9 protein-coding genes are annotated in these 13,825 nt (G+C 71.5%); 6 read left to right on the top strand and 3 right to left on the bottom strand.

All coding sequences use genetic code 11. The annotated features are described in order from the left end of the window. Positions 1–41: 41 nt before the first annotated feature. Entirely contained in the window at positions 42–3,107 is a 3,066-nt protein-coding gene (locus ACFWVP_RS24260) for an AAA family ATPase (protein ID WP_384499637.1), read from the top strand. Positions 3,108–3,178: 71 nt separating this feature from the next. On the opposite strand, the gene ACFWVP_RS24255 is transcribed toward ACFWVP_RS24260, so the two are convergent. The 3 genes from ACFWVP_RS24255 to ACFWVP_RS24245 all read right to left on the bottom strand — a co-directional run bounded on the left by ACFWVP_RS24255 (position 3,179) and on the right by ACFWVP_RS24245 (position 5,683). Beyond that, a complete protein-coding gene (locus tag ACFWVP_RS24255; protein WP_384499636.1) occupies positions 3,179–3,415 on the bottom strand; it encodes a DUF6191 domain-containing protein in 237 nt (78 codons plus the stop codon). Positions 3,416–3,449: 34 nt separating this feature from the next. Next, complete coding sequence (locus ACFWVP_RS24250; RefSeq protein WP_384499634.1) at positions 3,450–4,658, bottom strand: PQQ-dependent sugar dehydrogenase; 1,209 nt, start codon at positions 4,656–4,658, stop codon at positions 3,450–3,452. Between the two features lie 68 nt (positions 4,659–4,726). Next, positions 4,727–5,683, bottom strand: a complete 957-nt coding sequence (locus tag ACFWVP_RS24245) for an aldo/keto reductase (RefSeq protein WP_384499706.1) — start codon at positions 5,681–5,683, stop codon at positions 4,727–4,729. Positions 5,684–5,813: 130 nt separating this feature from the next. On the opposite strand from ACFWVP_RS24245, the gene ACFWVP_RS24240 reads away from it, so the two are divergent. From ACFWVP_RS24240 to ilvC, 5 genes are all read left to right on the top strand, one after another. Continuing rightward, entirely contained in the window at positions 5,814–6,776 is a 963-nt protein-coding gene (locus tag ACFWVP_RS24240; RefSeq protein WP_384499632.1) for a 2-hydroxyacid dehydrogenase, read from the top strand. A gap of 266 nt (positions 6,777–7,042) precedes the next feature. Beyond that, positions 7,043–9,865, top strand: coding sequence for a putative bifunctional diguanylate cyclase/phosphodiesterase (locus ACFWVP_RS24235; RefSeq protein ID WP_384499631.1), 2,823 nt, complete (start codon positions 7,043–7,045; stop codon positions 9,863–9,865). Between the two features lie 217 nt (positions 9,866–10,082). Next, on the top strand, positions 10,083–11,936 hold the full coding sequence (locus ACFWVP_RS24230; protein ID WP_384499629.1) for an acetolactate synthase large subunit: 1,854 nt from the start codon (positions 10,083–10,085) through the stop codon (positions 11,934–11,936). A gap of 21 nt (positions 11,937–11,957) precedes the next feature. After that, positions 11,958–12,485: an acetolactate synthase small subunit gene (gene ilvN / locus ACFWVP_RS24225; protein ID WP_056794595.1), complete on the top strand. Its 528-nt coding sequence runs from the start codon at positions 11,958–11,960 to the stop codon at positions 12,483–12,485. Positions 12,486–12,616: 131 nt separating this feature from the next. Next, complete coding sequence (gene ilvC, locus ACFWVP_RS24220; protein WP_384499627.1) at positions 12,617–13,618, top strand: ketol-acid reductoisomerase; 1,002 nt, start codon at positions 12,617–12,619, stop codon at positions 13,616–13,618. The last annotated feature ends 207 nt before the right edge of the window (positions 13,619–13,825 follow it).

Below are 13,825 nucleotides of genomic sequence, written 5' to 3'. Positions count from 1 at the left end.
TCCGCGCTCCTGCCGCCACCACGGCGTCGTACCCGTGTGCGATGCTCGGCGACGTGGAGACCAACACCGTCAGCCCCGTGTTCGTCGGCCGAGCCGGTGAACTGGCCTCGCTCACCGACACGCTCGCCCGCGCCTCGGCAGGGGAACCGCAGGCACTGCTCATCGGCGGCGAGGCAGGCGTCGGCAAGACCCGCCTCGTCGAGGAGTTCCTCAAGGCGGCCTGCCGTCGCGAAGCCGTCGTGGCCGTCGGCGGCTGTGTGGAGATCGGGGCCGACGGCCTGCCCTACGCCCCGTTCTCCACCGCACTGCGCGCCCTGCGCCACGCCCTGCCCGAAGAACTGACCGAGGCCCTCGCCGGACAGGAGGGCGAACTGGCCCGGCTGCTCCCCGAGCTGGGCGAGGCGGACCGGGCGGCGAACGACGAACACGGCACCGCCCGCCTCTTCGAACTCGCCGCCCGGCTGCTGGAGCGCATATCCGCCGCCCGTACGGTCGTCCTCGTCCTGGAGGACCTGCACTGGGCCGACGCCTCCACCCGGCACCTCCTCGCCTACCTCTTCCGCACCCTGCGCGACGGCCGCCTCGTCGTCGTCGGGACGTACCGCGCCGACGACGTCCACCGCCGGCACCCGCTGCGCCCCCTCCTGGCCGAGCTGGACCGGCTCCGCACGGTCCGCCGCATCGAACTCGACCGCTTCAGCCGCTCCGAGGTCGGCCGGCAGCTCACCGGCATCCTCGCCGTGACTCCCGAGGCCGCGCTCGTCGACGAGATCTTCGAACGCTCCGACGGCAACGCCTTCTTCGTCGAGGAGCTCGCCCGCAGCGTGGAATGCTGCGGCGACAGCTCCCGGCTCTCCGACTCGCTGCGCGACCTCCTCCTCGTACGCGTCGAGGCGCTGCCCGAGAACGCCCAGCGGATCGCCAGGATCGTCGCCGAGGGCGGCTCCACCGTCGAGCACCCGTTCCTCGCCGCCGTCGCCGGGCTCACCGAGGACGACCTCGACGAAGCCCTGCGGGCCGCGGTCGGCGCCAACCTCCTGCTGCCCGCCCCCGATTCCGACGGCTACCGCTTCCGGCACTCCCTGGTCCGTGAGGCCGTCAGCGACGACCTGTTGCCCGGCGAACGCACCCGCCTCAACCGGCGTTACGCCCAAGCGCTGGAGGCCGACCCGTCCCTCGTGCGCGCCGACGAACGCGCCGCCCGGCTCGCGAGCTACTGGTACGCCGCGCACGACGCCGCCAAAGCCCTCCCGGCAGTCCTCGGCGCATCGGTCGAGGCCCGCCGCCGCTACGCCCACTCCGAGCAACTGCGCCTGCTGGAACGGGCCATGGAGCTGTGGGACGACGTACCGGAAGAGGTCCGCGCCACCCTGCGCCCGCTGGACTACGCCGAGGTCTACCCGGGCTGCGGCCGCGACCCGGGGACGGCGCCGCTGCGCTACCTCGACCTGATGGCCGAGGCCACCGTCGCCGCGCGCTTCGGCGGCGACCGCGAACGGGCCCTGGCCATCGCCAAGAAGGCCCTGCGCGTCCTGGACGGCGACGCCGACCCGCTGCGCGCCGCGTGGTTCTGGGTGCAGCGCTCCCTGCTCACACAGAACCTCACCCGGGGCGACGGATGGCAGGAGCTGGCCACGGCCCAGGAACTGGTGCGCGGCCTGAGCCCGTCCTCGGTGCACGCCGACGTGCTGACCAACGTCGCGAGCTGGGGCGCCCTGCACCGGCCCGGCCCGGAGACACTGGCCGCGGCCGACCGCGCCGTGGAGTACGCCCGGCTCGTCGGCGACGAGTACACCGAACTGCACGCCCGGCTCACCCGCGGCTGGCTCACCATCGACGCCGGTGGGGTCGAGGAAGGGCTCGCCGAGATGTACGCCGTCCGCGACCGGGCCGACGAGCTGCACCTGGTGGGCGTGATGAGCCGCGCCAGCGTCAACCTGCCGTCCTCGCTGGAGTCCACCGGCCGCTCCCTGGAAGCAGTGGCCGCCGCCGACCACGGCATCCGGATCTGCCACAGCCACGGCGTCCCCGACTCCGAGGCCTGGGTCCGGGCCAACCAGGCACAGTCGTACTTCTCGCTGGGACACTGGGACGAGAGCCGGGCGGCCATCGACGCCGCCGCGCTCCTCGCGCAGTCCCTCAAGTCCCAGGGACTCGTCGCCTCACGCCGCACCGAGCTGGCACTCGCCCGCGGCGACGTGGGCGAGGCCGAGGAACAACTGGCGCTGAGCCGACGCTACTTCGGCCAGCACGACCCGCAGCCCCAGCACCTGATCAGTCCCGTCAGGTACGCCATGATCCTCGCCGCCCAGCAGGGCCGGCACCCCGAGGCGCGGGCCGCGTTCGAGACGCAGTCCGAGGAGGCCTTCCCGCCGGGGACCCAGCGCTACGCCCTGCCTCTGCTGCTCGTGGCCGCGGCGGTCGAGGCCGACGCGCGCGGCTTGCCCGTCATGGAACCGGGGCGGCCCGCGGTCCTCGCCCGGATCCGGGGCCATCTCAAACGGCTGCCGACACTCGTGCCCGTATGGGCCGCCCACGGCCTGCTGATCGAGGCGGAACTGGCCCGGGCGGAGGGGACGGACACTCCGGCGGACTGGGCCCGTGCGGCGGCGGCCTTCACGCCGCTGCAGCGGCCGTACGAACTGGCGCAGGTCCGCCATCGCTGGGCGGAGGCGATACTCGCCGCGTCCGGTGACCGGGGCGCGGCCGCGGGGCTCCTGCGTGAGGCGCACGCGGTGGCGGAGCGGCTCGGGGCGCGACCGCTCGCCGAGAGCGTCGAACTGCTGGCCGGGCGGGCGCGGATCGTGCTCGCCGGGGCGGGTTCCGGAGGTTCCGGGGGGACCCTGGATCCCGCCGGGGCGGAGGACGAGCCGGATTCCGGGCCCGCGGTGGACGCGATCGAGTCGTTCGGGCTGACGTCACGGGAACGGGAGGTGCACCGGCTGGTCGCGGCGGGGTACACCAACCGCCGGATCGCGGAGGAGCTGTACATCTCGCCGAAGACCGCCAGCGTGCACGTCTCCAACATCCTGGCCAAGCTGGGCGTCTCCAGCCGGGGCGAGGCGGCCGCACTCGCGCATCGGTTCCGGCTGTACGCGGTGGGGTGAACGGGGGTTTCGCCCTCGGGCCGGACGGGGGCGGGCTCGGGAGTTCGTGCTCGGCCGGTGATGGGGTGTCCTCAGTCGCCGGACGGGCTTGGTGTGGCCGGTGCCGGTGTGGGGTGTTCTCGGTCGTCCGGCGGGGTTGATTCGGTCCGTGGCGGGTGGCGGAGGGTCACCTTGCCCGACGTGAGGTCTATCGGGCCCCTCGCCGGGTCGCCGATGCCCAGGTCGACCCGGCTGAGCTCCAGCCGCTTCTGCTCCTCGGCCGTGTGCCTGCGGCCCGGCGCGAACAGTTCCTCGAAGAAGTCGAACACCGGCCGCGCTCCTTCCGGCAGGCCGCCCGGCGCGCTACCGCACCTTCAGCAGCAGGATCCGGTCGTCCCCCGAATCGGGGGTGCCCCGGCCGTCCGTGTTGCTCGTGACCACCCACAGCTTGTCACCGCCCGCGGCGACCACGGTCCGCAGCCGGCCGTACTTCCCCTCCAGGAACGCCTGGGGCGGTGCGAGAGGTTCCTCGGCCGCCGTACCCGACAGCGGGATCCGCCACAGCCGCTCGCCGCGCAACCCCGCCATCCAGATCGAGCCCTCCGCGAACGCGATGCCGCTCGGGGACGCCTCCGAGGTCTTCCACTGGGCGACCGGGTCGACGTAACCCGACTCGCCCTTCCTGCCCTCGACCTCGGGCCAGCCGTAGTTCTTCCCCGGCTCGATCCTGTTCAGCTCGTCCCAGGTGTCCTGGCCGAACTCGGCCGCCCAGAGACGCCTGTCCCCGTCCCAGGCCAGTCCCTGCACATTGCGGTGCCCGTACGAGTACACGACCGAGTCCGCCTCGGGGTTGCCGTGCAGCGGCTCGCCGTCCGGCGTCATCCGCAGGATCTTCCCGGCCAGTGACGCCTTGTCCTGGGCGAGGCCCGTGTCGCCCGTCTCGCCGGTGCCCGCGTACAGCATCCGGTCGGGGCCGAACGCGATCCGGCCGCCGTTGTGGACGGAACCCTTCGGAATACCCCGCAGGATCGTGTCCGGGGCGCCCAGCTGCTGCCCGGCCGGCTTCGCCTCGTCGTACTGCAGGCGGGCGATGCGGTTGTCCGAGGCCGTGGTGAAGTACACGTACACCAGATGGTCCGCGCCGAACGTCGGCGCGACCGCGAGGCCGAGCAGACCGCCCTCACCGGCCGGCGCGACGCCGGGTACGGAGCCCAGCAGGGTCTTCCCGCCGCTCTTCCCGTCGATCCGGCTGATCGTCGCCCCGTCGCGCGAGGCCACCAGCAGATCACCGCCGGGCAGCGCCGCCAGCCCCCACGGGGACGGCAGGTCCTCCGTGAGCGTCGACACGACGTCCACCGAGCCCTTCGCCGGCGGCAGGTCGGCCGCCGGGCTCGACGAGGTCGCAGCGGACGAGGCACTCGCCGGGGGAGAGGACGCGTCCTTCCCGCCGGCCGCAGGGTCGTCCGACGAGCAGGCGGACGTCAGCAGCAGGGAGGCCGACGCGAACGCGGCCACCATCCCCTTGCGCACCGCGGGAGTTTGCACAGCACCGGTCCTTTCGACGGTGAGCATGACTACCGTTCTTAACACCGCCGCTCGTCCCCGGGTTCCGATCCCGGCCAAATTGTCCCGCCGCGCGATCAGTCCCACGATCCACGGGCCCGCGGCAGCCCGGCGATCTCCGCCAGATCCCCGTCCGTGAGCACCACGGCCGCCGCACCCGCGTTCTCCACGGCCCACCGTTCCTGCTTCGCACCCGGCACCGGCACCACATGGCGGCCCTGCCGCAGCACCCACGCCAGCGCCACCTGCGCCGGAGTCGCGCCGTGCCGCTCCGCGATCCGCCGCAGCCCCGCGACCACCGGCTGGTTGGCCGCCATCATCTCCGCGGTGAAACGGGGATGCCTGGCCCGCGCGTCGTCCGGTTCGAAGCCCTGGCCCGGCTTCAGCGTCCCCGTCAGATAACCGCTCCCGAGCGGCATCGCGGCCAGCACACCCACACCCCGCGCCGCACACCACGGCAGCAGGTCCTCCAGAGCCTCCGGCGCCCACACGGAGAGCTCCGCCTGGACCGCGCTCACGGGAAAGACCTGCTGCACCCGCTCCAGCTGCCGGATCGTTCCGTCATGCCTCCGCGCCCCCGGCCGCCGCCCGGCGCGCGCCCCCACGGCGCTCAGCCCCAGGGCCCGCACCTTGCCCGCCGCGACCAGGCCCGCCATCGCGCCCCAGGTCTCCTCCACCGGCACCTCCGGGTCGGCCCGGTGCAGCACGTACAGATCGATCACATCGGTCTGCAGCCGCCGCAGCGAGGCGTCGCAGGCCCGGCGTACGTATCCGGGCCGCCCGTTGGCGACGACGTGCTGATCGCCGACCAGCAGACCGCACTTGGTCGAGAGGAACGCCTGTGACCGGCGCCCCTTGAGGGCCCGCCCGATCAACAGCTCATTGGTGAACGGGCCGTACATGTCGGCCGTGTCGAGCAGTTGGACGCCCGCGTCCAGTGCGGCGTGCACCGTCCGCAGCGAGCGGTCACCACGCTGTTGCGACGTGCTGTAGGCCCAGCTCATCGGCATACAGCCCAGCCCCACCGCGCCCACGGCGAGCGCCGCCGAGCCGATTGTCCTGCGCTCCAACTCCCCGAACCCTCCCTCGGTCCCGCCGTCACGGGACCACACCGCCCCCAAAGTAGCCTCTGCCGCCCCACGCCCTTCGCATAGCCTCCTGACCATGACTTCCACACGGACTCCGACGCCCACGACCGACGTCTGGCTGCCGATCGCCGCCGAAGAGATAGAAGGACTCCCCGAGGGTCTCAACTACCGATTCTGGGACGGCGGCCGGGACTACCCCGCGGACCCCGCGAACTGCGCCTTCTACGTGGTTCCGTACATGAAGGGCGCGGAGGTCGCGGTCCGTCCCCTCGAAGCCATGAGCGCGGTCCGGGTCGTGCAGACGCTCTCCGCCGGCATCGACCACGTGGAGCCGGGGCTCGGCCTGCTGCCCGCCGGGGTGCGGCTCTGCAATGCCAAGGGGGTGCACGAGGCGTCCACCGCCGAGCTGACGCTCGCCCTGGTCCTCGCCTCGCTGCGCGGCCTCCCCGGCTTCGTGCACGGCCAGGACAAGGAGGAGTGGCGGGCGGGCTTCCACCCGGCGCTCGCCGACAAAACCGTCCTCATCGTGGGCTACGGATCGATCGGCGCGGCCATCGAGGACCGGCTCGAACCCTTCGAGTGCGCGCGGGTGGTGCGCGTCGCACGCTCCGCACGGGCAACCGGGCGCGGTCCCGTGCACGCACTCGACGAACTGCCCGCCCTGCTCCCCGAGGCGGACGTCGTCATCCTGTCCACTCCGCTGAACCCGTCCACACAAGGGCTGGTGGACGCGGGCTTCCTGGCCGCGATGCGGGACGGCGCACTCCTCGTGAACGTCGCACGGGGGCCGGTGGTGGACACCGCGGCGCTGCTCGCCGAGCTCGGATCCGGGCGTCTGCGAGCCGCACTCGACGTCACCGACCCGGAACCCCTGCCCGCGGGGCACCCCCTCTGGCATGCTCCCCACGTCCTCATCACGCCCCATGTGGGCGGCAGCACCTCGGCGTTCCTGCCGCGCGCCAAGCGACTGCTCGCCGCACAGCTCACCCGGTTCGCGGCTGGACAGCCTGTCGACAACCTCGTACTCACGACCGACTGAGCACGGCGCGAATCGGTTCGGCTGCACACCGTGCCCACAACTCCCCTGATGGTAACGGAGCGTAGAGAAGCTATGTCCCTGAGTGACGACTCTGGTGTATCGTCCGGATAGGGCCGCGTCGTGGCAGGGACGGCGCCGGGGAGGAAGCGGAACGCGAGGGGGCGACGGACGATGTGCGGCCAGTGGACAGACGATCCGGTGCGGCGCGGCGGACGGGAGCGGCCGGTGGCGCCGAGGGCACCCGGCCCGGCCCGGGGAGCTCTGCGGTGAGCGCCCTCGGGGCCCTGCTCTCCCGGCCGGCCCACCGGAGCGCGGGCCTGCGCTCCCGACTGCTCCTCGCCGCCATCTGCGCGGGGTACGCGGTAGGGGCGGCCACCGGCTGGGGCTCACCCGGACTGGCCCTGTTCATGGGCGACTTCGGACTCAGTGTCGCCGCCCTCATCGCCGCCGTGTCGTGCTTCCTCCACGCCCGCACGAACGGCGTCCGGTTCCGGCCCGCCTGGCTGCTCTTCTCGCTCTCCTCCGCCATGGCGGCCGGGGGCAACGCGGTCTGGGGGTGGTACGAGGTGGTGCTGGGCCGCCCCGTGCCCTCCCCGTCGCTCGCCGACCTCTTCTTCCTCTGCTTCGCGCCGCCCGCCATCGTCGGGCTGCTCGTCCTCGCCAAACGGCCCGTCACCCGGGCCGGCTGGGTCTGTCTGGTGCTCGACGCCTGGCTGATCGGCGGGTCCCTGCTGACGCTCTCCTGGAGCCTCGCACTCGCCCACACCGCCCATGCCGCCAACGCCGAGGGCGAGAGCGTGGCCCGGGCGGCGCTCTCGCTGGCCTACCCGCTCCTCGACATCGTGCTGGTCTCGATGGTGCTCGTCCTGCACTTCCGGCGGGTCAACGTGAACCGCTCCGCGGTGAACACCGCCATCGCCGGGCTCGCCCTGACCGTGCTGTGCGACGCCCTGTTCACCTCACCGCTGCTGCGCTCCGCCTACAGCTCCGGACAACTGCTGGACGCCGGCTGGTTCGCCGGCTCGCTGCTCCTCGCGTACGCGCCCTGGGGCGCCCGCCACGTCGAGGACAACGCTGTCGCGCCCGGCCGCGAGCCACGCACCACCAGCCGCCCGATCGCCGGCTCCCTGGCCGCGCTCACCCCGTACCTGGCCGCCGCCGTCTGCACCCTCGGCATCCTCTACAACGTGGTCGAGGGCCGCACGGTCGACCGGGTCGTCGTCCTCACCGGCTGCGCGGTCGTGCTCGCCCTGGTCGTCCGCCAGGCCATCATGCTCCTCGACAACATCTCCCTCACCCAGGAACTGGCCCAGAAGGAGAACCACTTCCGCTCCCTGGTGCAGGGCTCCAGCGACGTCATCATGATCGCCGCGCCCACCGGCGTCCTCCGCTACGTGAGCCCCGCCGCCGGTGGGGTCTACGGGCGCGAGGCCGAGGACCTCGTCGGGACCGAGCTGGCGTCGATCATCCACCCCGAGGACCTCGGGGGAGTCGTCCACGAGGTGCGGCGGTTCCTCGCCGCCCCGTCCCGCGAGGAGCCCACCACCCGGATCGAATGCCGCTTCCGCTCGGGCACCGGCGACTGGCTCCACGTCGAGTCCACCGTCAACCGCCACCAGGGCGGCCTGCTGCTCAACAGCCGCGACGTGACCGAACGGGTCAGGCTGCAGGCCCAGCTGCAGCACAACGCCGAGCACGACCCGCTCACCGACCTGCCCAACCGCGCCCTGTTCACCGCCCGCGTCGGCAAGGCCCTCGGCGGCCGGCGCGCCGGTGACCCGGGCACGGCCGTCCTCTTCATCGACCTCGACGGCTTCAAGGCCGTCAACGACTCGATCGGCCACCAGGCGGGCGACGAGCTCCTCATCCAGGCCGCGCGCCGCCTCCAGGAGTCGGTCCGCGCCTCGGACACCGCGGCACGCCTCGGGGGCGACGAATTCGCCGCGCTCATCGTCGGCGACGGCACCCGCGACCAGGCCGCCCGGGAGTGCCAGGTCCACGAGATCGCCGACCGGCTGCGCCTCACGCTCTCGCAGCCGTACCGGATCGGCACCGGGGAGGTCCGGGTGGCCGCCTCCATCGGCGTCGCCTTCGCCGAGCCCTCCATCACGCCCAAGGACCTCATGCGCAACGCCGACCTGGCGATGTACCGCGCGAAGGCCGGCGGCAAGGACCGGGTCGAGCTGTACGCCCCCCAGATGCAGGCCGACGTGGTGCGCCGCTCCGAGCTCACCGCCCGGCTCCGCACCGCCCTGCGCGAGGGTGAGTTCGCCCTGCTGCACCAGCCCGTCGTCCATCTGGCCAGCGGCACCGTGGCGGCTGTCGCAGCCCAGGCACGCTGGCGCTCCGCCCAGGGCATCCTGTTCACCCCCGCCGAATTCCTCCGGGTCGCCGACGACGGCGACCGTGCCGCCGAGCTGGGCGGCTGGCTGCTGGAGGAGGCCGTCGAGCAGGCCGCCGAGCGGACCAGGGCCGGACACCAGATCCCGGTCTCCGTCCGGGTGCCGGCCGACCGGCTCCTGGACCGGACCCTGCCCTTCGGTTCCGTCGAGGCACTCCTCACCCGGCACGGACTGCCCTCCGGCGCCCTGATGATCGAGGTGTCCGACAGTGACCCGAGAGTCTCCTTCGACGAGCTAGAACAACGACTGGTCGCGCTGCGCAGACTCGGCGTCCGGATCGCGCTCGACGGCTTCGGCAGCGGGTACGCCGCGATCAACGCCCTGCGCCGGCTTCCCATCGACGTACTGAAGCTGGACCGGGGCCTGGTCGAGGGCATCGTCGAGTCCGCGCGGCTGCACAAGATCACCAGCGGGCTGCTGCGGATCGCCGGCGACCTCGGCGTGCAGTCCGTGGCCGACGGGGTCGACGTACCCGAGCAGCTGCGCGCGCTGCGGGCCATGGGGTGCACGCACGGGCAGGGGATGGCCTTCTCCGGACCGCTCGACGAGTACCGGCTGCGGCGCACCCTGATCCGTGGGAAGTACCCCGTCCCGGGCGGCGGCCCGGCCGCTCAGCCCGTGCTCGCGGGCGGCTCGATCCCGCCCCAGGGCCGTTCACATAATGAGACCCCCGTCCCACCCACTTGACACCACACGTGTGCCGGAGAGAGGGTCAATGCCATGCGCACCCGAATTCTCGTACTTGGAAAGCGCGTCGGCTGAAGCAGGGTCACTCATGGACACCCTGCAGACCGCACCGGCGCGCTCCCCTCGCTTGCCTCACGGCACGAGGGGTTTTTTGTTGCACCGGCGCCACTCAAAACCCCACAAACACCCCGCATAAACCCTCAGCTTCGAGAAGAGAATGCCGATGACCGAGCAGGCCACCGGGGCCCAGCACCCGCAGCCGCGGGCCCGTAACGGCGGACCGTCCTCCGCCTCCGTTGAGCACCTCACGGGCGCGCAGTCCCTCATCCGTTCTCTCGAGGAAGTCGGGGCCGACACCGTATTCGGCCTCCCTGGCGGTTGCATCCTTCCGGCGTACGACCCGCTGATGGACTCCACCCGGGTCCGTCACATCCTGGTCCGCCACGAGCAGGGTGCCGGTCACGCGGCCACCGGGTACGCGCAGGCCACCGGCAAGGTCGGCGTCTGCATGGTCACCTCGGGCCCCGGCGCCACCAACCTGGTCACCCCGATCGCCGACGCGGCCATGGACTCCGTGCCACTGGTCGCGATCACCGGCCAGGTGGCCTCGGCCGCGATCGGCACGGACGCCTTCCAGGAAGCCGACATCTGCGGCATCACGATGCCGATCACGAAGCACAACTTCCTGGTCACCCGCGCCGAGGACATCGCGCACACCATCGCCGAGGCCTTCCACATCGCCTCCACCGGCCGCCCGGGCCCCGTCCTCGTCGACATCGCCAAGGACGCGCTGCAGGCGAAGACGACCTTCAGCTGGCCGCCGTCGATGGACCTGCCCGGCTACCGCCCGGTCACCAAGCCGCACGCCAAGCAGATCCGCGAGGCCGCCAAGCTCATCACGCAGGCCAGGCGTCCGGTGCTGTACGTCGGCGGCGGCGTCATGAAGGCCGGTGCCACCGCGGAACTGAAGGTCCTGGCAGAGCTCACCGGAGCGCCCGTCACCACCACCCTGATGGCGCTCGGCTCCTTCCCCGACAGCCACCCGCTGCATGTGGGGATGCCCGGCATGCACGGTTCGGTCACCGCCGTCACCGCGCTGCAGAAGGCCGACCTGATCGTCGCGCTCGGGGCCAGGTTCGACGATCGCGTCACCGGCAGGCTGGACAGCTTCGCGCCGTACGCCAAGATCGTGCACGCCGACATCGACCCCGCCGAGATCGGCAAGAACCGTGCCGCCGACGTGCCGATCGTCGGTGACGCCCGCGAGGTCATCGCCGACCTCGTCCAGGCGGTCCAGGCCGAGCACACCGAGGGCCACACCGGCGACTACGACGCCTGGTGGAAGGACCTCAACCGGTGGCGCGAGACCTACCCGGTCGGCTACGACCTGCCGGAGGACGGCAGCCTCTCGCCGCAGCAGGTCATCGAGCGCATCGGCGAACTCGCCCCCGAGGGCACGATCTTCGCCGCGGGCGTCGGCCAGCACCAGATGTGGGCCTCCCACTTCATCAACTACGAACAGCCCTCCACCTGGCTGAACTCCGGCGGCGCCGGGACGATGGGGTACGCGGTCCCGGCCGCGATGGGAGCCAAGGCCGGCATGCCGGACCGCGCGGTCTGGGCGATCGACGGCGACGGCTGCTTCCAGATGACCAATCAGGAACTCACCACCTGCGCGCTCAACAACATCCCGATCAAGGTCGCGATCATCAACAACGGCGCGCTCGGGATGGTCCGCCAGTGGCAGACCCTGTTCTACAACCAGCGGTACTCCAACACCGTGCTGCACTCCGGCGCCGACACGGACGGCGTCCCGGCCAAGGGCACCCGGGTGCCGGACTTCGTCAAGCTGTCCGAGGCCATGGGCTGCTACGCGATCCGCTGCGAGGACCCGGCCGACCTGGACAAGGTCATCGCCGAGGCGAACGCGATCAACGACCGCCCGGTCGTCATCGACTTCATCGTCCACGAGGACGCCATGGTGTGGCCGATGGTCGCCGCCGGCACCTCCAACGACGAGGTCATGGCAGCCCGCGGTGTCCGCCCCGACTTCGGCGACAACGAAGACTGAGAGACAGAGAGAGACAGACTCATGTCCAGCAAGCACACCCTCTCCGTCCTGGTCGAGAACAAGCCAGGTGTCCTCGCCCGGATCACGGCCCTGTTCTCCCGGCGCGGCTTCAACATCGACTCGCTCGCGGTCGGTACCACCGAGCACCCCGACATCTCCCGCATCACCATCGTCGTGAATGTGGAGGGCCTGCCCCTCGAGCAGGTGACCAAGCAGCTCAACAAGCTGGTCAACGTCCTGAAGATCGTCGAACTCGAGCCGTCCGCTGCGATCCAGCGGGAGCTCGTCCTGGTGAAGGTCCGCGCAGACAACGAGACCCGCTCCCAGATCGTCGAGATCGTCCAGCTGTTCCGCGCCAAGACCGTGGACGTCTCCCCGGAGGCCGTCACGATCGAGGCCACCGGAGGTGCCGACAAGCTGGAGGCCATGCTCAAGATGCTGGAGCAGTTCGGCATCAAGGAGCTCGTCCAGTCCGGCACGATCGCCATAGGGCGCGGCGCGCGTTCGATCACCGACCGTTCCCTGCGCGCGCTCGACCGCACGGCGTAATCACCCCGGGTGGCACGGGGCCTGATCCGCCGGACGGGCCCCGACCGCTCGCATCGCGAGACCCGACAACGTTTCTGACGCACCCCGCCGTACGGTGGGACGCAACACCTGCACACCAAGGAGAAGACCCAGTGGCCGAGCTGTTCTACGACGACGATGCCGACCTGTCCATCATCCAGGGCCGCAAGGTCGCGGTCATCGGATACGGCAGCCAGGGCCACGCCCACGCGCTGTCGCTGCGTGACTCGGGTGTCGACGTCCGAGTCGGTCTGCACGAGGGCTCCAAGTCCAAGGCCAAGGCCGAGGAGCAGGGCCTGCGCGTGGTGACCCCCGCCGAGGCGTCCGCCGAGGCCGACGTCATCATGATCCTCGTCCCGGACCCGATCCAGGCCCAGGTCTACGAGGAGTCCATCAAGGACAACCTCAAGGACGGCGACGCGCTGTTCTTCGGCCACGGTCTGAACATCCGCTTCGGCTTCATCAAGCCGCCGGCCAACGTCGACGTCTGCATGGTCGCCCCGAAGGGCCCGGGCCACCTGGTCCGCCGCCAGTACGAGGAGGGCCGCGGCGTCCCGTGCATCGTGGCCGTCGAGCAGGACGCCACCGGCAAGGGCCTGGAGCTCGCCCTCTCCTACGCGAAGGGCATCGGCGGCACGCGCGCCGGCGTCATCAAGACGACCTTCACCGAGGAGACCGAGACCGACCTGTTCGGTGAGCAGGCCGTCCTCTGCGGTGGTACCGCCGCCCTGGTCAAGGCCGGCTTCGAGACGCTGACCGAGGCCGGCTACCAGCCGGAGATCGCGTACTTCGAGTGCCTGCACGAGCTGAAGCTCATCGTCGACCTCATGTACGAGGGCGGCCTGGAGAAGATGCGCTGGTCCATCTCGGAGACCGCCGAGTGGGGCGACTACGTCACCGGTCCGCGCATCATCACGGACGCCACCAAGGCCGAGATGAAGAAGGTCCTCACCGAGATCCAGGACGGCACCTTCGCCAACGCCTGGATGGCCGAATACCACAACGGTCTGCCCAAGTACAACGAGTACAAGAAGGCCGACAGCGACCACCTGCTGGAGACCACCGGCAAGGAACTGCGCAAGCTCATGAGCTGGGTCGACAACGACGACGCCTGAGTCCTGCCGGGGGCGGGTCCGCACGGACCCGCCCCCGGGCCGGCTCACCCCCGTGTCACTGCGGGGAGGGGCGGTGGCAGGAACGGCACCGTACGTTCGTACAAGCCGTCCGCCTCGTGCGGGTGATCCTTCCACCGGAGCGCGGAATGCGTCCGGTCGCATGACTACACTGCTCAACACACATACGCGTCAGGGCCCACAGTGTCG

Source organism: Streptomyces sp. NPDC058637, assembly GCF_042717325.1.
In the GTDB taxonomy this organism is placed as follows: Bacteria; Actinomycetota; Actinomycetes; order Streptomycetales; family Streptomycetaceae; genus Streptomyces.
Note: the sequence above shows the minus strand (reverse complement) of the source record. Positions and strands in the feature narration are given on the sequence as shown.